At 69.6% G+C, this 20,575-nt stretch carries 16 protein-coding genes and 1 pseudogene; 9 read left to right on the top strand and 8 right to left on the bottom strand.

Translation table 11 applies throughout. The features are described from left to right. Positions 1-46: 46 nt before the first annotated feature. Positions 47-1,393, bottom strand: a complete 1,347-nt coding sequence (locus tag CLM62_RS39315) for a DUF6716 putative glycosyltransferase (RefSeq protein ID WP_095754674.1) — start codon at positions 1,391-1,393, stop codon at positions 47-49. Positions 1,394-1,591: 198 nt separating this feature from the next. On the opposite strand from CLM62_RS39315, the gene CLM62_RS39310 reads away from it, so the two are divergent. From CLM62_RS39310 to CLM62_RS39285, 6 genes are all read left to right on the top strand, one after another. Next, positions 1,592-2,578: a glycosyltransferase family 2 protein gene (locus tag CLM62_RS39310; protein ID WP_095754673.1), complete on the top strand. Its 987-nt coding sequence runs from the start codon at positions 1,592-1,594 to the stop codon at positions 2,576-2,578. Beyond that, a complete protein-coding gene (locus CLM62_RS39305; RefSeq protein WP_095754672.1) occupies positions 2,578-3,909 on the top strand; it encodes an alpha-2,8-polysialyltransferase family protein in 1,332 nt (443 codons plus the stop codon). The genes CLM62_RS39310 and CLM62_RS39305 overlap by 1 nt, the downstream gene beginning before the upstream one ends. 132 nt (positions 3,910-4,041) lie before the next feature. Further along, positions 4,042-4,884: an FkbM family methyltransferase gene (locus tag CLM62_RS39300; protein WP_179382417.1), complete on the top strand. Its 843-nt coding sequence runs from the start codon at positions 4,042-4,044 to the stop codon at positions 4,882-4,884. 149 nt (positions 4,885-5,033) lie between these two features. Beyond that, a complete protein-coding gene (locus CLM62_RS39295; RefSeq protein WP_095754670.1) occupies positions 5,034-6,074 on the top strand; it encodes a glycosyltransferase family 2 protein in 1,041 nt (346 codons plus the stop codon). Beyond that, positions 6,061-6,483, top strand: a complete 423-nt coding sequence (locus CLM62_RS39290; protein WP_095754669.1) for a GtrA family protein — start codon at positions 6,061-6,063, stop codon at positions 6,481-6,483. The genes CLM62_RS39295 and CLM62_RS39290 overlap by 14 nt, the downstream gene beginning before the upstream one ends. Further along, positions 6,480-7,748, top strand: coding sequence for an NAD(P)/FAD-dependent oxidoreductase (locus tag CLM62_RS39285; protein WP_095754668.1), 1,269 nt, complete (start codon positions 6,480-6,482; stop codon positions 7,746-7,748). The genes CLM62_RS39290 and CLM62_RS39285 overlap by 4 nt, the downstream gene beginning before the upstream one ends. A 76-nt stretch (positions 7,749-7,824) precedes the next feature. Here CLM62_RS39285 and CLM62_RS39280 read toward each other — a convergent pair whose 3' ends face one another. From CLM62_RS39280 to CLM62_RS39270, 3 genes are read right to left on the bottom strand one after another with little or no spacing between them, the layout of a single operon-like run. Then, positions 7,825-9,534 carry a hypothetical protein gene (locus CLM62_RS39280; protein WP_095754667.1) on the bottom strand — a complete coding sequence of 570 codons (1,710 nt, stop codon included), beginning with the start codon at positions 9,532-9,534 and terminating at the stop codon, positions 7,825-7,827. Positions 9,535-9,537: 3 nt separating this feature from the next. After that, positions 9,538-11,868, bottom strand: coding sequence for a glycosyltransferase (locus tag CLM62_RS39275; protein WP_095754666.1), 2,331 nt, complete (start codon positions 11,866-11,868; stop codon positions 9,538-9,540). Then, complete coding sequence (locus CLM62_RS39270; protein WP_095754665.1) at positions 11,865-13,328, bottom strand: glycosyltransferase family 29 protein; 1,464 nt, start codon at positions 13,326-13,328, stop codon at positions 11,865-11,867. Before CLM62_RS39270 ends, CLM62_RS39275 begins: the two co-directional genes overlap by 4 nt. 207 nt (positions 13,329-13,535) lie before the next feature. Here CLM62_RS39270 and CLM62_RS39265 point away from each other — a divergent pair, with 207 nt between their 5' ends. Both CLM62_RS39265 and CLM62_RS39260 read left to right on the top strand, forming a co-directional pair. Next, positions 13,536-14,699, top strand: coding sequence for an acyltransferase (locus CLM62_RS39265; protein ID WP_257004345.1), 1,164 nt, complete (start codon positions 13,536-13,538; stop codon positions 14,697-14,699). 151 nt (positions 14,700-14,850) lie between these two features. Next, on the top strand, positions 14,851-15,771 hold the full coding sequence (locus CLM62_RS39260; protein ID WP_095754664.1) for a class I SAM-dependent methyltransferase: 921 nt from the start codon (positions 14,851-14,853) through the stop codon (positions 15,769-15,771). A 111-nt stretch (positions 15,772-15,882) separates the two neighbouring features. Here CLM62_RS39260 and leuE read toward each other — a convergent pair whose 3' ends face one another. From leuE to CLM62_RS39245, 3 genes are all read right to left on the bottom strand, one after another. Beyond that, positions 15,883-16,530: a leucine efflux protein LeuE gene (gene leuE / locus CLM62_RS39255; RefSeq protein ID WP_095754663.1), complete on the bottom strand. Its 648-nt coding sequence runs from the start codon at positions 16,528-16,530 to the stop codon at positions 15,883-15,885. A gap of 45 nt (positions 16,531-16,575) precedes the next feature. Further along, positions 16,576-17,148 carry a Uma2 family endonuclease gene (locus CLM62_RS39250; RefSeq protein WP_095754679.1) on the bottom strand — a complete coding sequence of 191 codons (573 nt, stop codon included), beginning with the start codon at positions 17,146-17,148 and terminating at the stop codon, positions 16,576-16,578. Between the two features lie 99 nt (positions 17,149-17,247). Beyond that, a complete protein-coding gene (locus CLM62_RS39245) occupies positions 17,248-18,828 on the bottom strand; it encodes a methylmalonyl-CoA mutase (RefSeq protein WP_095754662.1) in 1,581 nt (526 codons plus the stop codon). A 240-nt stretch (positions 18,829-19,068) separates the two neighbouring features. Here CLM62_RS39245 and CLM62_RS39240 point away from each other — a divergent pair, with 240 nt between their 5' ends. Then, positions 19,069-19,920, top strand: coding sequence for a L,D-transpeptidase family protein (locus CLM62_RS39240; RefSeq protein ID WP_095754661.1), 852 nt, complete (start codon positions 19,069-19,071; stop codon positions 19,918-19,920). Positions 19,921-20,144: 224 nt separating this feature from the next. Here the strand turns inward: CLM62_RS39240 and CLM62_RS50455 are convergent. Continuing rightward, a pseudogene (locus tag CLM62_RS50455) lies at positions 20,145-20,575 on the bottom strand (hypothetical protein); the annotation flags it as partial.

Below are 20,575 nucleotides of genomic sequence, written 5' to 3'. Positions count from 1 at the left end.
GGGCCAAGTGGGCCAAGTGGGCCTTGAAGCGGGACCGGGCGGCGGCTCACAGCTCGCCCATCCGCCGGATGACGGGCGCGACCCGCTGCACCCCGTGCCGGTAGGCGCCGCGCGCCGCCCGGCGCACGATCTGCCGGACCGGCCCGGGGTCCTTGTCGGCCGCGGGCGCGCCGGGCAGCGGGCTGCCGTCCGGGCCGAGGTGGTGGCGGGCGAGGATGCCGGGCAGGTAGCCGGGCGCGGTCGCGGGTGTGTAGTACGGGGTGAGGGGCGGCAGGCCGCCGGGCAGGGCGAGCAGCTTGGCGATGCGCTCGCGGGCCGCGTCGAAGGCGGTGGCGTACGAGCCGTCGGCGGCGACGCCCTGGCGGGCCACCCACTCCTCGTCGGGCGACGGCCGGTGTCCGGCGTCGAGCTGGTCCCAGGAGGCGAGGCATCCGGAGCCGACGAAGTGGTGGTTGCCGAGCACCTCACGGACGCCGAGGTCGGTGAGGACGACGGTGGGGACGCGGCGGTGCAGGGACTCGAGGGCGGCCGTGGAGCTGATGGTCACCAGCAGGTCGGTCCGGTCGAGGACCTCGCCCATGTTGCCGTACACCAGACGGAAGTTGGGCGGCAGCTCCAGCCGCTGCGCCAGCTTCTGGTAGGGCAACTCCTCGATGTGCGTGGTGTGTTCGCCCGGCTTGGAGCGCAGCTTGAGCAGCACCTCGCGCTCGGGGTGCAGCCGCGCGTGCCGGACGAGCCGCTCCAGCAGGTACGTACGGTCCTTGCGGCTGTCCGGCACGGAGGGCTGGGCCGCGAAGACGACGGTGTAGGGGTCGTGCTCACCGGCGTAGGGAGCGCCCCCCAGGAAGGGCAGTGCCACCTCGGTCACCGACGAGGAGTCGGCGCCCACCCCTTCGTACACCGCGCGGAAACGCTCGGCGTCCTGGCGGGAGTTGGCGAGGACGAGGTCGGCGCCGTGCCGCAGCAGCAGGCCGTCGGCCAGCTTCTCGTAGACGACGCCGACATAGCCGGTGACGACGACGGGACGCTTCTCGCGGCCCTCCCACACGCGCTTGAGGCCGTGCAGCATCGCCTGCACGCCGCCGCCGACGAGGGCGACGACGACGACGTCGTACTCCTCCTCGGCCATGGCGCGCAGGAATTCCACGGCCGTGACCTCCCGCAGGGAGTCGGCGCGCACCCCCACCTCTTGCAGCTGGCGCGCGGTGGGTGTGGCCCGGCCGCGCAGCAGGAATCCGCTCAGGGCAGGGCGGACTTGCGCGTCCTCGCGCGTTGCGGCTTCCATGGACGGGCCCGGAGCGATGCGGTCCGCGGTCAGAGCACCCCATTTCCAGCGGGTGTCCGAGTCCGCGAGGACGGCGATTCGCGGGGGGTTCGTTGTACTTGGTGGCACGAGGAAGACGCTAGGAAGCAATTTCTAGATCCTGCCCAACCGGGAATCAACGGAAAGTTAACAACAGCCCACCGCGAGCCGAACTGGCCCGCTGGAGAGCGGAAAGTACACGGGATGCACCGTACCGACACATTGAGTTCACCCTCCGTACCCTCACCAGAAAGTTCCGCAGCCGGGCAGCCTCCTAACGTTTTGCAGGTGCCAAAGCTTTCCGTCATCGTGCCGTTCTACAACGTGCAGCAATACGCCCCGGACACCCTCAGAAGCCTTCGAATGAACGCCCGGCGCGACTTCGAGTTCGTGCTGGTGGACGACAAATCCAAGGACGAAACCCCGGCAATTCTCGAACGCGCGGCCGAAGAACTTTCGGACGTCGCCCAGATCCGTTACATCCGCCACGAGGTGAACGGCGGCCTCGCCACCGCCCGCAACACCGGCCTCGACGCGGCGCAGGGCGAGTACCTGACGTTCCTGGACGGCGACGACTGGCTGGCTCCCGGCTACCTCTCCGAACTGGTCTCCGCCATCGAGGAGTTGGGCTGCGACTTCATCCGCACCGACCATGTGCAGGCCACCGCCCGCGCCCGCTCCGTGCACCGGGCCCCCGTCGGGCGCCGCCACGAGGTGATGAACCCGCGCGAGGCCATCCTGCCCGCGGACCGCACCACCTCGGTCGACTACGCCTACGCCTGGGCCGGCGCCTACCACCGCCGCCTGCTCGACAAGGGCCTGCTGCACTTCACCGACGGGCTGCGCACGGCCGAGGACCGGCCGTGGATCTGGAAGCTGCACCGCGAGGCGGAGTCGTTCGCCGTGGTGAGCCTGCTCGGCGTGTTCTACCGGCGCGGGGTCGCCTCCTCCCTGACGCAGATCGGTGACGTCCGCCAGCTCGACTTCATCCGCGCCTTCGACCAGGTGATCGAGGAGACGGCCGCGGATCCGGACGCCGACCGGCTGCTGCCGAAGGCGGTGCGCACCTACTGCGCGATCATCGCCCACCACCTGTCCGACGAGTCCAAGTGGGAACCGGCCGTCGCCAAGCAGCTGCGGGCGATGAGCGCGGCGGCCATAAAGCGCATGCCGCAGGACGCGCTCGGTGACGTACTCGAGACCATGGACATGCGCCGCTCCTCCAAGCTGAGGCGGCTGCGGCGCCGGGTCACCACAGCGAAGGCGGCCGCCTGATGCCCCGTACGACTCAGATCTTCTGCGCCTCGACGCTGTACGGCGCCGCCACCCTGGCCGCCGCGATCGACTCCGACCTGTTCACCGAGCCGGACCGACGGATACTTCTGGTCTTCAACAACTCCACGAACCCGGAGACCACCCCGCCCCTCGACGAGATGCCGGGCTTCGAGCCGCTGCGCAGCCACTTCGACGACGTGGTGTCCTGGAACGAGGCCATCCGCCCCTTCCACCCCGGCTCCTGGACCCCGCGCCCCGACGACATCCCCCTCTTCGAGCGCTACCTGCGGCTGCTGTGGAACCTCGGCGACGACCGCGTCGAACTGGCCCTGGAATCCATCCAGGTCACCCCCGCCCTCACCGTCGCCCAGCTGTTCACCGGCGCCCCCGTCGACGTCTACGCCGACGGCCTGATGAGTTACGGCCCCACCCGCAACAAGCTGGACCCGCTGGTCGGCACGCGGGTGCGCAGACTTCTGCACCTGGACCTGGTGCCAGGGCTGACACCGATGCTGCTGACCGAGTTCGACGTGCCGCCGCACGTGGTGCCGACGCCGGCGTTCCTGAAGGTGATGGGCGAGCTCACCGCGACCGTCGCCGAGGTGCCGGTCCTGCCGGAGAACGCGGCGCTGCTGCTGGGCCAGTACCTGTCCGCGCTGAACATCCTCTCCCCCAAGGAGGAAGAGGACCTGCACGTGCGGATGATGCGGGGCGCGGTCTCCCGCGGTCACCGCTCGGTCGTCTTCAAGCCGCATCCCACCGCGCCAGCCCGCTACAGCCGGGCCCTGGAGACCGAGGCCGAGAAGCTGGGCGTCGACCTCACCGTCCTGGACACCCCCGTCCTCGCCGAGGTGCTGTTCGAGAAGGCCCGGCCCGGGCTGGTCGTCGGCTGCTTCTCCACCGCGCTCTTCACGGCGTCCTCCTTCTACGACCTCCCCGTCGCCCGCATCGGCACCGAGCCGCTGCTCGACCGGCTGACGCCCTACCAGAACAGCAACCGGGTCCCGGCCGTGCTGGCCGACGCCGTCCTGCCGGACCTGGAGGAACGCAAGGGCGAGGCGGCCATCCCCGCCGACGAGCTGAACGGCCTGGTCACCGCGGTCGGCTTCAGCATGCAGCCGCAGATCTACCAGAGCCTGCGCCCGGTGACGGAGCGCTACCTCTCGAAGCACTTCGGCCCGCGCACCCAGCGCTACTTCAAGCGCAAGCGCCTGACCTCCCTCGGCCTGCCCGGCGGCATCCCGGAGCGGCTGGCGTTCCTGCCGCGCAACTCCACCGCGCGGCGGGTGGTGCGGCGGGCGCGGGCGTTGAAGAAGGCTGTGAAGCGCTGAGCGAAACAGGGGTGAACACCGCGGCACCCCAGGATGACGCCCCGGAAAAGGCCAGATCACATCGGTGGTCTGGCCTTCCCGGAGTACTCCGGAACCACGGACAAGCCGCCATCACACCCCTACGATCGCGTGATGCGTATACCCCAGCTCGATGAAGCCAACGCCCGCATGCTGGCCCACGCAACATCGGTCCGGCCGGTCTCCACCGGTGACATCATCCGCACCCACCGCAAGAAGCACCCGTACCGGGGCTTTGCCGAGATCGACTCTCCCTATTGTCCACCGTTTGTCATGTTTTGTGTTAACGATGAAGCGGTCGCCCTGGACACCCTGTGGAACGGGCGGTTCGGCTACGAGCCCGGCAGCCTCGCCACCTGGGCCCGGCTGGCCACGCAGAGCGCGACGATCGCCGACGTCGGCGCGCACGTCGGATACTTTTCGATGATCGCCGCGCTCGCCAACCCGAAGGCGAAGGTGCATGCCTTTGAGCCGGTGGACCAGATCCACGCCCGCCTGTCGGTGAACGTCCGGTCGAACGCCGTCCCGAACGTCAAGCTCTACCAGGCCGGAGTCTCCAGCAAGGCGGGCTGGGCGGACATCAGCGTCCGCTTCTCCGGCAACCTGCTCTCGACGGGCTCCACCCTGGAGCACGCCGCCGCCGACGCCCAGCTGAAGCGCATTCAACTGCTGCCGCTCGACGAGGTGTTCGCCGACACCAAGCTGGACCTGATGAAGATCGACGTCGAGGGCCATGAGATGGCGGTGCTCGAGGGAGCCCGGCAGGTGCTGAAGCGCGACCGGCCGACCGTGCTGCTCGAAGCGCTGCGGGACGCGTCGCTGGACACGCTCCTCGACGAGTTCGAACCGCTCGGCTACGACTGCCACTGGGTCACCGAGCACGACGGCACACTCGTCCCGTCGACCGCGCCTCGGCCGCCCAAGACGCGGAATCTGATGTTCTCCCCCCGGAGTTAGCTTCTGAACCCAAAGAGGGCGAAGAGCAACGGGGTGGACAGCTGCCGGTCGCAGAACGTTCGGCCGACGTTCACAGTGCCTCCATAGCTTCCCCCAATGCGCCCAACAGCACTGGGGAGACCCCCGTTCAAGTCCTCGGACGGGTCGATATGACCCAGCAGGACATACGCCCGCCCGCCCATGCCCCGGCTCCCGTCGCACTCGCGCCGGTGGAGCCGGGGACGGCCCGGCGGCCGCTGATCTCGTACGTCCTTCCGGTCTACAACGAGCAGGACGGCATCGCCGCCTTCCACTCCGAGCTGACCGCCGCTCTCGCCGAACGCACGGACCTGGACTTCGAGCTGGTCTACGTCAACGACGGCTCCTCCGACGGCTCGCTCGCGATCCTCAAGGGCCTCGCGGAGAGCGACCCGCGCGTGAGAGTCGTCGACTTCGCCCGCAACTTCGGGCACCAGATCGCCATCACGGCCGGTCTCGACGTCGCCGAGGGCGATGCCGTCATCGTCATGGACACCGACCTCCAGGACCCGCCGCGGGTCAGCCTGGAACTGGTCGACGCCTGGCGTGGGGGTGCCGACATCGTGCACGCGCGCCGGCGCAGCCGGCAGGACAGGGCGTTCAAGCGGGCCACCGCGCACCTGTACTACCGGATCCTGCGCTCCTCCACCGAGGTGGACATCCCGCTGGACACCGGGGACTTCCGGCTGCTGGACCGCAAGGTCGCCGACCAGCTGCGCAAGTACCGCGAGCGCAGCCGCTTCGTGCGCGGCATCGTCGCCTCGATGGGCTACAGCCAGACCGAGGTGGCCTTCGACCGCGACGAGCGGTTCGCGGGCGAGACGAAGTACCCGCTGCGCAAGATGGCCCGGCTGGCCGTCGACGGGATGACCAGCTTCTCCACGACCCCGCTGAAGATGATCACGCGGCTCGGCTTCGTGGTCCTGGTGCTGTCGCTGCTCGGCATCCTCTACGCGCTCGCCATGAAGTTCTTCCGGCCCGACATCACCGTCTCCGGCTGGACGATGCTGATGGTCGTCGTGCTGTTCCTGGGCGGTACGCAGATGCTGTCCCTGGGGGTCATCGGCGCGTACATAGGGCGCATATACAGCGAGGCGCAGGGGCGTCCGCTGTATCTGGTGCGCGAGGTCATCGGCTCGGACGGGAAGGACGGGCCCGGTGTCGACGACTGAGACCCCCGCCCCCGCGACCGCCCCGGACGAGCGCGCCCGCACGGTCCGTCAGCTCGTCCGCTACACCCTCATCGGCGGCAGCGGTGTCGTCGTCGACCTGCTGGTCTTCCTGCTGCTGCACAACTCGGTGGGCCTGGACGAGCAGCTCGCCAACTGGATCAGCACCACCCTCGGCATCACCAACAACTTCATCCTCAACGCGCTGATCACCTTCGATCGGCGCGACCGGATCGTGGTGCGCTTCCTGCGCTTCTACGCGGTCGGGCTGACCGGGATCGCCCTGACGTTCCTGCTCTTCCTGGTCTTCACCGACTCGCTCGGAATCGACGCCAACATCGTCAAGGCGGGTTCGCTGCCGCTGGTGCTGGCTCTGCAGTTCGTGCTCAACAGAAAGTGGAGCTTCGCATGAACCTCGGCATCATCGGGGCGGGTGCCACCGGCCTGACCGCCGCCTGGGACGCCGTACGCGCCGGCCACCAGGTGACCATCCTGGAGGCGGCTTCCGAACTGGGCGGTCTGGCGGCGTCGTTGGAGGTGGGCGGCATTCCGCTGGAGCGCTACTACCACCACATCTTCCGCAGCGACAAGGCCATGATCTCCCTCATCGAGGAGTTGGGCCTCGGGGACGCGCTCCGCTTCCACAAGCCGACCACGGGCATCTACCGCGGCGGCAAGCTGATCGACTTCACGTCCCCGGTCGACATGCTGCGTTTCCCGGAGTTCTCGCCGGTGGACGCGGTCCGTTTCGCCGGTTCGTCGGCGCTGCTGAAGGCGGTCCGAAGCGGCGAGCGGTTCAACGACCTCACCGCGCTGGCCTGGCTGCGTCGCTGGGCCGGCAAGAAGGCCACCGCGTCGATCTGGGAGCCGCTGCTGCGCGGCAAGTTCGGCGACCGCGCCGAGCAGGTGTCGATGGCCTGGCTGTGGGCCCGTATCCACTGCCGTACCTTCGAACTCGGCTATGTGGACGGCGGGTTCGAGCGCGTCTACGCGGCGCTGCGGGACGGCGTCGAGGCGCGCGGCGGCAAGGTGGAGTTCGGCAAGGCCGTGGAGTCCATACGGCAGGACGGCGACGCCGCGCCCGCCGTGGTGACCTGCGCGGACGGTTCGACGTACGAGTTCGAGCGGCTCATCGTCACGACCCCGCAGCCCGCCTTCGCCAAGGCGGCCGGGCTGCCCGCCGACGACACGGTGTGGAAGAACCAGTACCTGGGCGCGACCTGCTTCGTGCTGGAGCTGGACCGCAGCGCGATCCCGTACTACTGGCTCAACATCAACGAGCCGGACTTCCCGTTCCTCGCGGTGGTCGAACACACCAAGATGATCGACCCGTCGGTCTACGGCGGCCGGCACATCCTCTACGTGGGCAACTACGTCGAGCGTGAGGACTGGCGCTTCACCACCGACCCGGCCGAGCTGCTGACGAAGTTCCTGCCGTATCTGCGGCGCATCAACCCGGACTTCGACGAGTCCTGGATCAAGGACTGGCACTTCTCGAAGGCGGGCTTCGCCCAGCCGGTGGTGACGCCCGAGTACCGCGCGCTGATCCCGCCCCACGAGACGCCGATGAGCCGGGTCACGCTGGTGACGATGGCGCAGATCTACCCGCAGGACCGGGGGCAGAGCTACTCGGTGTCCCTGGCCCGCAAGGTCACGGCGTCGCTGGGCCTGCGTTAGCTCACCGCTCTCCTGCCCGGAGGGTGACTCCGGGCAGGAGCGGCGTCAAGGCCATACGCGCTGATCAGAGGCGTGCTTACTTGCGCACGCACAGCACCGTCAGCGGGCCTCCGTTCGACCGTGGGCAGTCGTACACCGCGGTGACGCGCTTCCACAGGGCCTTGTCGACCTTGGCGGGGCGGAACCAGGCGCGGTCCAGGATCGCGTACGGGGCCGGGTCGTGGTCGACGCAGTCGGCGTTCTCCCGGTACGAGGGCAGCTCGGCGACGTCCGCGAGATAGCGCGTGCGCTGGAGGAACGTGGCGATCGGGTAGCGGCACTGGGCGGGATGGTCGACGTAGTACGTCGTCTCGCCGAAGGCCAGGTAGAGCACCGGGGCGCCGGCGGGGAGCTCCGCCCGGAGCAGGTCGGCCTCCTTCTCGGCGTTGCGCATACTCCGCAGGTACTCCGCGCTGGTGCTCCTGACCTTGCCGTACTGCACCAGGTGCGGGGAGCCGGGCCACATGCTCCCGGCCAGGCACACCACGCCCGCCAGGGCGATCAGGGCGGCGGGCAGGACCCCGGATGCGGGCCGCCGCTGCGCCGACCGCGCGCGCAGCGCGTCCACGCCGGCCGCGAGCAGGGCGACGAACGCCAGCACCCAGGCCACATACGACCGTTGCAGTCCCCGGTCCGCTTCGGCGTACAGCACCGGTAGCGCGCCGTAGAGCAGTGATACGGCGCCGAAGCACCACGGCGGCGAGCGGCGGGCGCCGCCCACCGCGAGGCCCCACAGCGCGGCGGCGAGCACCGGCATCTGGGCCCCGTGGTACAGGAACCAGTTGCCCTGCACGACCACGACCGCCTGGGCGCCGAGGCCGATGGTCAACGCCACCAGGGACAGCTCGATCCGACGGCTGCGCCCGCTCACCCGGGCCAGGACCAGCAGCAGTGCCCCCGGCAGGAGCAGCAGTACCGGGCTCTCCACCGCCCGGTCGGCCAGGAAGTCGACCGAGCGTTCGAGGATGAACCCGGGGCGGATGCCCGTGCGGCTCAGTGCCTGCTGGTTGATCTGCGGCATGTCCTCGGTCCACTGCCACTCGTGGGACCCGGACAGCACGCTCAGCCCGAAGAGGGCCACCGCGACGGGCACGCCGACCAGCGCGAGCCGTACGGCACGGCCCCGGTCGACGGCGTACACGAGGAGCACCCCGATCGCGGCCGTCGCCGCGGTGGAGTACTTCATCATCACCGCGAGGCCCAGCGGCAGTGCGGCGAGCAGCGCCGCCGGCCACGGCCGGGACGGGCCGAGTGCGGCGGCCACGGCGAACACCGTCAGCACGACCGCCGCCCACTCCGGCTGGAGGAAGTCGTTGCGGGGCGCCAGCGCCATCGCGAGGCCGGTGGCGCCCGCCGTGAGGGCGGCCTCACGGCCGGTGAGCCGGCGGGCCAGCGCCGAGTACAGCGCGTAGGCCGCCGCGGCGGCGAGCAGGATGCCCGCCGCCCCCATCAGGGCCTCGCGGACCGTCGTACCACCGAAGGTGATGCGGTCGAGGATCGCGATGAACCAGCGGTAGAAGTACGGGCGGTGGGTGAAGATCTCCGACGGCGAGTAGCCCGCCTTCTCCCCCGTGCGCAGGGCGCCGAGGACGTAGTGCAGGTCGCCGGTGAGACGCCGCGTGAGCACCGTGTACACCACGGCCGCCGCGGCGGGCAGGGCGACCGCCGGCCACCAGTACGGTGACCGGCGGCCGCCCTTGCGGGGCCGGACCTCGACAGAGGCGTCGTCGGCCAGGGCGGTCGCCATCCGTCAGCCGCCCAGGATGACCCGGAGGTCGGCCGCGTTCGCCTCGGTGACCTTCCACAGCTCCTGCTGCCGGCCGTGCACGTCGGCCACCGTCTTGGCGTGGTCGGCGAGCAGGTCCTTGGAGCGCTCCACCAGCCGTGCGGCGAGGTGGCGGTCGTGGACGGAGACACCCCACTCGGGGCGCTCGATGTCCCGCAGGAAGTACGCCATCTTCGGGTGCGAGATCAGGCTGATGATGGGCGTGCCGCAGCCGAACGGGATCATGCCGGCGTGGCCGCGCATGCCGATCACCAGCTTGGTGCGCGCGTACAGGTCGCGGATCTCGTCGTTCTCGAAGTCGTACATCGGGATGACGGGCATCGAGATGCCGTGCTCGCGCCGCAGGTCGAAGACGATCTTCTCGTCGTCGAGCGAGTGCGCCACGCACTGCACTTCTGCGAGTTCGCCCAAGTCCCGTACGGCCTGCGCCATCTGGGCCAGGAAGTAGCTGTAGTCGTGGCCGAAGCGCAGGGCCGCGCGGTCGTAGGCGGCGTTGATCAGTATGGTGTCGTCGCGGTGGGCCGGGTCCTGCCAGCCCGGCACCAGCTGGCGCGTGACCGTCGTCGGGCACGGCTGGAAACGCACCTTGTCGTGCAGGTGGGCCGGGAGCATGGCCCGCACCTTCTCGATCGAGCCGTGGTTGCGCAGCCCGAAGAAGGAGGACTGCTCGACGAGCAGCCGCAGTGACTCCCGGAACCGGTTGGCCCGGTACGACTGGCCGTCGAAGGCGTTGAAGCCCACCGCGAAGACCGCGATCGGCACGTCGATGTGCTTCAGCAGCTCGTCCGGGACGTTCCACTGCCAGGCGCTGTTGCCGTTGGGCATGGTGTCCGGGATGAACAGGCCGCCGCCGCCGATGACCAGGCCGCGGCGGCGGTTGACCCGCTGCAGGGCCGCCTCGTCGAACAGGCGGTGGGCGTGCACCGAGTGCCACCGGCGGGAGGTGGTGTCCGGCCCGAAGGCGGAGCGGACGCTCTCCGGCAGCAGCTTGTCGCCCGCGTTGCCCTGGCGGTCCATGTAGAAGGCGACGTGGGCCAGTTGGTCCTCGGCGCTGCCCTGCTCCTGAGACGGCACGGCGGCCGCGCGCTGGGCCCACAGGCGGCTGGAGCGGTGGGTCGGGTCGACGGACATGCCGGCCGTGGCGTACCGCAGCGCCTCGGCGTTGTCGCCGTGCACCCAGGCCATCTGGGCGAGGCGGGCGTAGGCGGTGGCGGCCCGGTTGGGGGCGGCGGTGGCCAGCAGGAGCTGCGTCTTGGCCTCGTCGTAGCGGGAGACGCTCATCAGGGCATGGCCGAGGACCTCGTGCGGCCAGGCCTCGTCGAGCGGGATACGGACGCTGCTGAGGATGTCGACGGCGTCCTGGTAGTCGCCGGTCGAGATGTGCGCGGCGGCGACCTTGCGGGCGGCCTCGACGTCTCCGGTACGAGCGACGTGCGGGGTGCCGTAGTGCACGATCAGGTCGTGGTGGAGGCCGCCGGACTTGGCCAGGTAGGCGGCGTGGAAGTCGGCGTCGGGCAGGTCGAACTCGCGCCAGCGGTCCTCGGCCTGGCTGTAGCCGGCCTCACCCCCCTGCCAAGGCTTGTGCCGCCCGGTGAAGTGCAGGATCGCCGTGTCGTCGGGCACGGGCAGGTCGCCGGAGAGCCGCCGCTTGACGAAGTTGTAGCGCGGGTCGAGGCGGACGAAGTCGCCGTCGAGGACGGCGTTGAGGATGCCCTGGTCGTGCTTGTCGAGCTCGTAGTCGCCGCTGCGGCCGCAGCGGTCGAGCCTGGCGCAGAACTCGTCGCTCAGGTACTCGCGCTGGATGACCAGCAGACCGGAGTTGAGCTTGTGCTGCCCGTAGAAGAACTGCGACACGGCCGCGAGGCCCTCGCGCAGCTTGAGCAGTTCGCCGAGGTCACCGAGGACCACCATGTCGGTGTCGAGGGTGATGACGGTGTCGTACTCGCGCATCCGGAAGACGTCGAGGATGAAGTACGCCTTGCGGACCAGGTAGTTGTCCTGGTCGCCCTTCTTGTACGAGTCGTAGTGGTCGGCGTTCACGCGGCGCAGCACGACGCGCGGGTGCAGGGCGCGGATCTTCGCGATGGAGCCGGGGCGCAGGTCGTCGTGGAGGACGACGAAGTCCTCGCACACGCCCGGGTTGGACAGGGCGAGGCTGCGCAGCAGGACGAGGAAGCCGGGGAGGTAGTTCTCGTCGACGTAGGACGCGAAGGCGATGCGGCGCTTGCCGGTGAGCGCGTGCGCGTCGGTCGCCGGGGCCACCGCGGTGGCCTGGGCCGGGGAGGTCGTGGTCATCGCAGGGATATCCTCATGTCGGTCACGCTCTGGGCCCGCTGCATGACCCATTCCTTCTCGCTGGTGTATTCGTGCACGGACGTGATGGCGAGCTTCATCGCCTCCTGGACGCGGTAGGCGCCGCTCTCGTAGAAGTCGAAGCCGATCAGGTCCAGGGTCGGGCTGACGTCCAGGAAGTCCAGCAGGTACAGCATGTTGAAGCCGGTGGTCGGGATGCCGGACCAGACGTCGGTGCCCAGCTTGCCGATGTTGCGCACGGGCCAGCGCAGCGACTCGTCGCCGAGGTAGGTCTGGGCGCCGGGCACCAGGCGGTTGCGCAGGGAGTACTTCCAGTCGCCGGAGACGCCGCCGAAGACGAGCCGGCTGGTGACCCGCTGGTCCCAGTTGAAGCCGTGCTTGTGGATGGTGGCGTGGATGTCGGTGCGGCTGCCGGTGTGCTTCGGGTCGATCTTGTACGAGTTGAAGCGCACCACCAGGTCGTACGCGTCGATCTCGGAGCCCATCGAACTGGCGCCCACGCGACCGGAGTTGGCGATCAGGCAGATGGACTTGCCGGCGATCTGGTTGCGGAACTCACCGAGGGTGATCCACTGCACGCCGCCGATGGTGGGGTCGGTGACGGGGCCGCGCATGCGGTTGCGGCGCTGCTCGGCGTAGAGGGCGACGGCCTCGGTGAGGGCGGGAAGGTTCTGGTCCTCGGTGGTGCGCAGGTCCAGGTACTGACTGAGCAGTTCCTGCCGGTCGTTCACCGGGGCGTTGTCGGCGGCCAGCGCGAGGAGCGCTCCCACGAGACGGGGCTCGGCCTCCGTCCAGTCGCCGACGGCGTGCGCGGCCAGGCCTTCGGCCCATACGTCGGTGGCGGGGCCGCGCGCGAAGTCGTGGGCGCGCGGGCACTGCCGCCCCAGCAGGGCGAGCAGTTCCCGCTCCTTCTCCCCCGCGGCGCGCAGGCCGGCGATCCGGGCGCGGACGCCGAAGCCGTCGCTGTCGGTGAGGGCGAGGTAGCGCTCGTACGCCTCCAGGGCCTCGGCCTCCTCACCGAGGGTCTCCAGGAGGCGGGCGCGCAGCCGCCAGCCGGCGCGGGAGTTCTTGCGCTGGGCGAGGACGGTGTCGCTGATGACGAGGGCGAGGTTCAGCTCGTCGTCGTAGCCGCACTCCAGTGCCTTGTTGGCGACGGCGAGCAGGGCGTCGAGCAGTTCGTTGCCGATGCCGGAGGCGGGGGTGGCGGCGCCCTTGACGGCCCGCTTGAGCAGCGCGGTGGCCCCGGTCGGGGCCGGCGGCGCGGGGGCGGCGGCGGAGGTCGTGCCCCATACGACGAGCAACTTGCGCAGCTGCTCGGCGAGTTCGACGCGGCGGCGGTCGACGCTGCCGACGAGTTTGCCGCTGTGCACCGCGCAGGCGCGCAAGCAGTCGTCCAGCTCCCCTCCACGCGCGCGTGCACGTCTCTTCTGGACCGTCGTCATGGCACTCCTGTTGTTTTCTTACCAAGCTAAAGCTGAGTTCATGGGTTTACCTGGCGTGGGGGGATTCTGGGAGAATTTAGAAAGCCAAAACGACATCCAGGTGAACTCACCGGGACCACACGGCTAATCGTTGGCCCGTCAACCAAGACATCTCTGCGATTCGGACTAATGTGCTGAGGCGCACCCACAGGAGTACCCGGCGCGGCCATGGTCGCGGGGATCGTCGAGGAGATGTTCGTGACCAGCATGGCCGTCCGCCCGGTGACCGATGCGCCCACGCCCGGGCCGAGCGCGCCGGAACGGTCGGCACCACGCCGGGAGAACCGCCTGCGCGCCCTGGACGGGCTGCGGCTGGTCGCCGCGCTGATGGTGGCGGCGTACCACTACGGCGGCCGGGGCGGTGAGATCACTCACGCCTGGGGCAGCTCGCCGAAGGAGCAGTTCCCCACGCTGCACAACTACTTCGCGTACGGCTGCCTCGGCGTCCAGGTGTTCTTCGTGATCAGCGGGTTCGTGATCTGCATGAGCGGCTGGGGCCGGCCCCTGAAGTCGTTCTTCGCCTCCCGCGCCTCCCGGCTGCTGCCCGCCTACTGGGTGGCGGTCCTGCTGGTGACGGCCGTGTTCGCGCTGCCGATGGTCACCTACAAGGCGCTGTCACCGAGCGACACACTGGTCAACCTGACCATGCTTCAGTACCCGCTGGGCGTCGACCGGGTGCTGGGCGTGTGCTGGACGCTGTGGGCGGAAGTCCGCTTCTACGCGCTGTTCGCCCTCTGTGTCGTGCTGCCCGGGGCTTCGCGGCGGCGCGTGATCATGTTCTGCGCGGGCTGGACGCTGGCGGCGGCGATCACGCAGGGCGCGAACCAGCCGCTGCTCGACATCGTCTTCATGCCGGAGTACGCCCCGTTCTTCATCGGTGGTGTCGGCCTCTACCTCGTCCACCGCGACCGCAAGGACGTCTACGGCTGGGGCATCGTGGCCGTGAGCTTCCTGATCGGGCAGCACTACGCGGTGCGCAGCCTGTGGAACGCCGCGGACCCGAACGCCTTCGCCCACCGCACCTCGCTGGGCATCGTCCTCGTCGTCGCCTTCGGCTTCATCGCGGTCGCCGCGATCGCGCTGGGCTGGCTGCGCTGGGCCAACTGGCGCTGGCTGACCGTGGCGGGGGCACTGACCTACCCGTTCTACCTGGTCCACGAGCACCTGGGCTGGGTCGTGGTGCGCGCCCTGCACATCGGCCTCGGCCTGCCGTCGGCGGAGACCTTCGCCCTGACGATCGCGTCGATGCTGGCGCTGGCCTGGCTGATGAACCGCTACGTCGAGAAGCCGCTGACGCCGAAGCTGCGGGCGGCGCTGGCGAAGATGCGCTGAGAGCCTGGGCCACAGGCTCTGAGCCCCGCCCGGGCAGGCCTCAGTAGCCCGGGGGTTTCGAACTGCTGCCGGTTGCTCCGATCGGAGTGTTGTTCATCAGACGTTCAGCCCGGCGACAGTTTGTGCCGCTCCCAGTGAGCAGGCTCGTTCCATGGTCAACGCACAGCAGCCTTCCCCGCCCCCCGGCGAGCTCAAGGACGTCCCCGGCTGGTTCCCGCCGCTCGACCAGGTCCTGTTCACCTGGTTCCTCGAACGGCAGGAGGCAAACGGGTTCCAGGGCGATCTGCTGGAACTCGGCGCCTACATGGGCAAGAGCGCGATCCTCGCCGGCCACCACCTGAGGGACGGCGAGAAGTTCACGGTCTGCGACCTGTTCGGCGGCGAGGCCCCCGACGGGCCCAACAAGGCCGAGACGGCGAAGTCGTACTCCTCGCTCACCCGGCAGGCCTTCGAGCAGAACTACCTCTCCTTCCACGACGAGCTGCCCACGGTGATCGAGGCCCCCACCTCCGTCATCTCCGAGAAGGTCGCCCCGAAGACCTGCCGCTTCGTCCACATCGACGCCTCGCACCTGTACGAGCACGTGTACGGCGACATCGGCGCGGCCCGCGACATCCTGGTGCCCGACGGGATCGTCGTCCTCGACGACTTCCGCTCCGAACACACCCCGGGCGTCTCCGTCGCCGTCTGGGAGGCCGTGCTCAACCGCGGTCTGCGCCCGATCTGCCTCAGCACGCAGAAGCTGTACGGCACCTGGGGCGACCCCGAGCCGGTCCAGGACGAGCTGCTGGAGATGCTCAGGCAGCGCACGGACGTCGGCCTGAGCGTGCAGGAGGCGGCGGGGCACCGGCTGGTCCGGGCCCGGGCGAAGGGAATGCAGCCGCCGCCGTTCCCGCACTCCAAGCACTACGTCGAGCCCGCACCGCAGCCCGCGAAGGCGGCCTCGGCACCGGCGCCGGCCCGGACACCGGCGCCGAAGCGCCGACGCCCGCTCGCCCGGCGCATCGCCGTGGACCTGCTGCCGCCGGTGGTGACGCGGGCGGTGCGGCGGGCTCGTACGAGCCGGGCATAGACCCTAGGGGCCTCAACGATCTCCGCGCCCGCCTGAGCCGACAAGGGAAAGTCGGCCATCAGGCGGGCGCGTTCGTGTAGGTCGTAGCCTCGCGGCGGCCTCCGCCAGTGACTACGCACTCGCCAGGGACAGCTTCACCGCGAACCCGAGGAACAGCGCACCCGCCGCCGAAGTCGCCCCCGCCGACAGACGCCTGCGACGGCGGAAGGCGGCGGCCAGCTTCGTGCCGCTGAATATGAGCGCGCTGAGGTACAGGAAGCTGGCGAGCTGGGCGAAGGCGCCGAGGACGACGAAGGAGAGGGCCGGGTAGGCGTACCCCGGGTCGACGAACTGCACGAAGAAGGCGACGAAGAACAGGATCGCCTTGGGGTTGAACAGGCTGATGACCAGGGCACGGCGGTAGGGGCGCTCGTCGGCTCCGGCGGCCGGACTGTCGTCGGCGGACTGCTCTCGCCGGGTCCGCCACATCGCCCACGCGGCCCGCAGCATCCCGATCGCCAGCCAGGTCAGATAGCCGGCACCGGCGTACTTCACGATGCCGAACAGCACGGCGTTCGCCTGGAGGAGAGAAGCCACTCCGGCGGCCGAGAGCGTCATCAGCACGGCGTCCCCGCACCAGACGCCGGCCGCGGCGGTGTATCCGGCCCGGACTCCTCGGCGGGCGGCCACGGAGAGGACGTACAGGGAGTTGGGGCCGGGCAGCAGGACGATCAGGATCAGGCCTGCGAGGTAGGTGGGCAGATCGATGACGCCGAACATGGAATGGAGTGTCGCATGCGGGTACGACACTCCGACTCTGGATTTTCAGTCGTCGCCGTCGAGGAGGGTGTCGACGGAGAGGTCGAGGGTGACGCCGACGGACTCGGGGACGGGGACGGTCTGGCCTCGCTTGTAGTGCGTCGGGTCGGGGTACTTGCCGTCGACCGGGTCCTGGTAGAGGAGCACTTCGTCGTGCGCGCGGTCGGCCACAACGTAGACAGGAATGCCTGCCTTTGCGTAGACCCCGAGCTTGATGATCGTGTCGTTTGACCAGTTGGTGGAGGTCACTTCCAGGACCAGGCGGAAGACATGCGGCGCATAGCAGTTTTTCTCGACGAGCGCGTCCTTGTAGTCGCGGTCGACGACGGACACATCCGGCACCGCGTAGTCGTCTGGTCCGGTTGGTAGCCAAAGGCCGATGCCGGGAATTGCCCGAAGCCCGGCCTCCCGGGCTCCCGCCTCCTTGAACAGGTAGCTGACTTCGTAGCAACTCTCCTGATGCGGCCCATCCGGCGGCGGTGTCACAACAATGCTCCCGTTGAGGATCTCCACCCGGTGTCCGGGCAGCTCCTCCCAGAGCCGGTCGGCAGCATCGGAAAGCGACGACTCGTGCAGCATCACAGCCACGGCACCCTCCTTTCGGGAACACCCTCCACGAGATTAACCGGGGACGTGCGGTTTCCGCCCCCGATCCCTCATTCGAGGGAACCGCCCAGCTCAGAACGCATCCGACGGCACGTAAGTCCCCCAAACCCCCCGCAGGGCGTTGCACACCTCGCCCACCGTCGCCCGAGCCCGCAGCGCGTCCTTCATCGGGTAGAGGACGTTGTCCTCCCCCTCAGCCGCCTTCTTCAGGGCCGCCAGCGCCGAGTCCACCGCCCCCTGATCCCGCTCCGCCCGCAGCTTCGCGAGCCGTTCGGCCTGCTGGGCCTCGATGGCCGGGTCCACGCGGAGCGGCTCGTAGGGCTCCTCCTCGTCCAGCTGGAAGCGATTGACGCCGACCACGACCCGCTCACCGGAGTCGGTCTCCAGCGCGATGCGGTACGCGGACCGCTCGATCTCGGACTTCTGGAAGCCGTGCTCGATCGCGGCCACCGCGCCGCCCAGCTCCTCCACCTTCGCCATCAGCTCGACGGTCGCCGCCTCGACGTCGTCGGTCATCTTCTCGATGACGTACGAGCCCGCGAAGGGGTCGACCGTCGCCGTCACGTCCGTCTCGTAGGCGAGGACCTGCTGCGTACGCAACGCCAGCCGCGCGCTCTTGTCCGTCGGCAGCGCGATCGCCTCGTCGAAGGAGTTGGTGTGCAGCGACTGCGTGCCGCCGAGGACCGCCGCCAGCCCCTGGACGGCCACCCGGACCAGGTTCACCTCCGGCTGCTGCGCCGTCAGCTGCACTCCCGCCGTCTGCGTGTGGAACCGCAGCATCAGCGACTTGGGGTTCTTCGCACCGAACTCCTCCCGCATCACCCGCGCCCAGATCCGGCGGGCGGCACGGAACTTCGCCACCTCCTCCAGGAGCGTCGTACGCGCCACGAAGAAGAACGACAGGCGCGGCGCGAAGTCGTCCACGTCCATGCCGGCCGCGACCGCCGTGCGCACGTACTCGATGCCGTCCGCCAGCGTGAACGCGATCTCCTGCGCCGGAGACGCACCCGCCTCCGCCATGTGGTAGCCGGAGATCGAGATCGTGTTCCACTTCGGGATCTCGGCCTTGCAGTACTTGAAGATGTCGGCGATGAGCCGCAGGGACGGCTTCGGCGGGAAGATGTACGTCCCGCGCGCGATGTACTCCTTCAGCACGTCGTTCTGGATCGTGCCGGTGAGCTTGTCCGCGCTCACGCCCTGCTCCTCCGCCACCAGTTGGTAGAGGAGCAGCAGCAGAGCCGCCGGCGCGTTGATCGTCATCGACGTCGACACCTTGTCCAGCGGGATACCGCCGAACAGCACCCGCATGTCGTCAATGGAGTCGATGGCGACGCCCACCTTGCCGACCTCGCCGCTCGCGATCGGGGCGTCGGAGTCGTGGCCCATCTGGGTGGGCAGGTCGAAGGCGACCGACAGACCCATGGTGCCGTTGGCGATCAGCTGCTTGTAACGGGCGTTGGACTCCGTCGCCGTACCGAAACCGGCGTACTGGCGCATCGTCCACGGACGGCCCGTGTACATCGACGGATAGACACCACGGGTGAAGGGGTACTTCCCCGGCTCGCCCAGCTTCTCGGCCGGGTCCCAGCCCTGAAGAGCATCCGGTCCGTAGACCGGCTCGATGGGCAGCCCGGACTCCGACTCGCGCGACATGGTGTGTGCCTCCCGCTGAAGCAGTTACTCGCCAGTTACCGGCTGGTACGGTCCGACCCTTCGACGGACTGTAGCGGTGGGCGTGCACCCGGTGGAGGGAAGCACGCTGGGACCTTGCTCACAAGCCTGTTGCGGTCCCGGTCACAACAATGCCGCGCCGTTCACGAACCGTCATTCCAGGGGAACATCTCATGGGCGTCAATCATGAGACGGCGGGGGGCCGCAATGCGTACTACGGGCATGGGGAGATCGTTCGCCGCGCTGCTGGTTCTGGTGACCGTGGGCGGCTGTACCGTGCAGGCCGCGGACGGGGAGGGGAAGCAGAGCTCGCCGGTCCGCATCGAGCTGCCGAGCAGCGAGCCGCCCGCCACCGCGGACGACAACAAGGACAACGACAAGGACAAGGACAAGGGCAAGGGCAAGGACAACAAGCCCAGCACCGCCCCGAAAGCGCCCCCACCCACCGTCCTCTGGTCCCCCGGCGACTCCGGCCGGGACGTCCGCGAGCTCCAGGCCCGGCTGCGGCAGGTCGCCTGGCTGTTCGACGGGCCGACGGGGACGTACGACGACCTGACCGAGCGGGCGGTCAGGGGCTTCCAGGGCAAGCGCGGGCTGCCGAGGACGGGCGAGACCGACACCGTGACCTGGCAGCGGCTGCTGCGGATGACGCACGAGCCGGGAAAGTGGGACCTGTACCTGATGGGCGGGCAGCCGGCCGCCGCGCCGGACCCGCGCTGTCTGACCGGCCGCGTGCTGTGCATCGACAAGACGAGCCGGACCCTGCGCTGGATGGTCGACGGCCGGACGGTGTCCACGATGGAGGTCCGCTTCGGCTCGCAGTACACGCCCACGCGCGAGGGCGTGTTCAGCGTCTACTGGAAGTCCCGCCACCATGTGTCGACGCTGTACGACTCACCGATGCCGTACGCGATGTTCTTCAGCGGCGGCCAGGCCGTGCACTACTCCACCGACTTCGCGGCCCGCGGATACGCGGGCGCCTCACACGGCTGCGTCAACGTACGGGACGAGAGGGCGATCGCGGAGCTGTACGCGCAGGTGAGGGACGGCGACAAGGTCGTCGTGTACTGGTGACACCGGCTTCGTGAGACCGGAAGGGGTTCGGGGCGCGGGCGGGACCGGGGGAACGTGTCCCGCCCGCGCCAAGGTGCACGAGCCGTGGGTACGGGGGGAACCCCGGCTCTGTGCGACGGCCGATGACCAGTCGGCTCACTCATTACTGCGCTCCGGCGGCCGAAAACGTCACACCCACCGGGAAAAAACTTCAACGAGTTGAGTGCGGACGGAGAAGCCGCAGGTCAGAGCGCGCTGTACGTCGGCGCGGGCGCCGGGCCGGGCGCGGTCATCGCCCGCTTCGGGTGGTGGGGCGCGGCGGCCGGCGGGGTGTCGTCGTCGCCGGCCCCTTCGCCTCCGTCGCGGCCGTTTCCGCCGCTGCCGCCGGATTGCGGGTGGCCGCCGACGTCGCCCTTGCCCTTGCCGTCGTCCCCCCGGTCGCCCTTGTCGTCCTCGTCGCCCTTGTCGCCTTTGTCGTCCTTGCCGCCGCTCTTGCGGTCCTCGTCGGCGGAGCCGGTGCCCGCCAGCACGCCCTCGCAGTACTTCGACACCCGCGAGGAGCCGCCCGCCGCGCCCTCCAGAGCGCGCCTGCGGTCGGCGGTGAGGTCCTCGCCGTCGCGCACGGCCCGGCAGGCCGAGGCCGCTCCGCTCCACGGGCGGCCCCCGGTACGGCCCT

Source organism: Streptomyces sp. SA15 (assembly GCF_002291145.1).
In the GTDB taxonomy this organism is placed as follows: domain Bacteria; phylum Actinomycetota; class Actinomycetes; order Streptomycetales; family Streptomycetaceae; genus Streptomyces.
This window is presented reverse-complemented; position numbering and strand designations above follow the sequence as displayed.

Bases quoted from the DNA above. Each gene is read 5' to 3' on its own strand.
- CLM62_RS39305 (WP_095754672.1), top strand. From the start codon at position 2,578: ATGCCCCGTACGACTCAGATCTTCTGCGCCTCGACGCTGTACGGCGCC.
- CLM62_RS39300 (WP_179382417.1), top strand. From the start codon at position 4,042: ATGCGTATACCCCAGCTCGATGAAGCCAACGCCCGCATGCTGGCCCAC.
- CLM62_RS39295 (WP_095754670.1), top strand. From the start codon at position 5,034: ATGACCCAGCAGGACATACGCCCGCCCGCCCATGCCCCGGCTCCCGTC.
- CLM62_RS39285 (WP_095754668.1), top strand. From the start codon at position 6,480: ATGAACCTCGGCATCATCGGGGCGGGTGCCACCGGCCTGACCGCCGCC.
- CLM62_RS39280 (WP_095754667.1), bottom strand. From the start codon at position 9,534: ATGGCGACCGCCCTGGCCGACGACGCCTCTGTCGAGGTCCGGCCCCGC.
- CLM62_RS39275 (WP_095754666.1), bottom strand. From the start codon at position 11,868: ATGACCACGACCTCCCCGGCCCAGGCCACCGCGGTGGCCCCGGCGACC.
- CLM62_RS39270 (WP_095754665.1), bottom strand. From the start codon at position 13,328: ATGACGACGGTCCAGAAGAGACGTGCACGCGCGCGTGGAGGGGAGCTG.
- CLM62_RS39265 (WP_257004345.1), top strand. From the start codon at position 13,536: ATGGTCGCGGGGATCGTCGAGGAGATGTTCGTGACCAGCATGGCCGTC.
- CLM62_RS39260 (WP_095754664.1), top strand. From the start codon at position 14,851: ATGGTCAACGCACAGCAGCCTTCCCCGCCCCCCGGCGAGCTCAAGGAC.
- leuE (WP_095754663.1), bottom strand. From the start codon at position 16,530: ATGTTCGGCGTCATCGATCTGCCCACCTACCTCGCAGGCCTGATCCTG.
- CLM62_RS39250 (WP_095754679.1), bottom strand. From the start codon at position 17,148: ATGCTGCACGAGTCGTCGCTTTCCGATGCTGCCGACCGGCTCTGGGAG.
- CLM62_RS39245 (WP_095754662.1), bottom strand. From the start codon at position 18,828: ATGTCGCGCGAGTCGGAGTCCGGGCTGCCCATCGAGCCGGTCTACGGA.
- CLM62_RS39240 (WP_095754661.1), top strand. From the start codon at position 19,069: ATGGGGAGATCGTTCGCCGCGCTGCTGGTTCTGGTGACCGTGGGCGGC.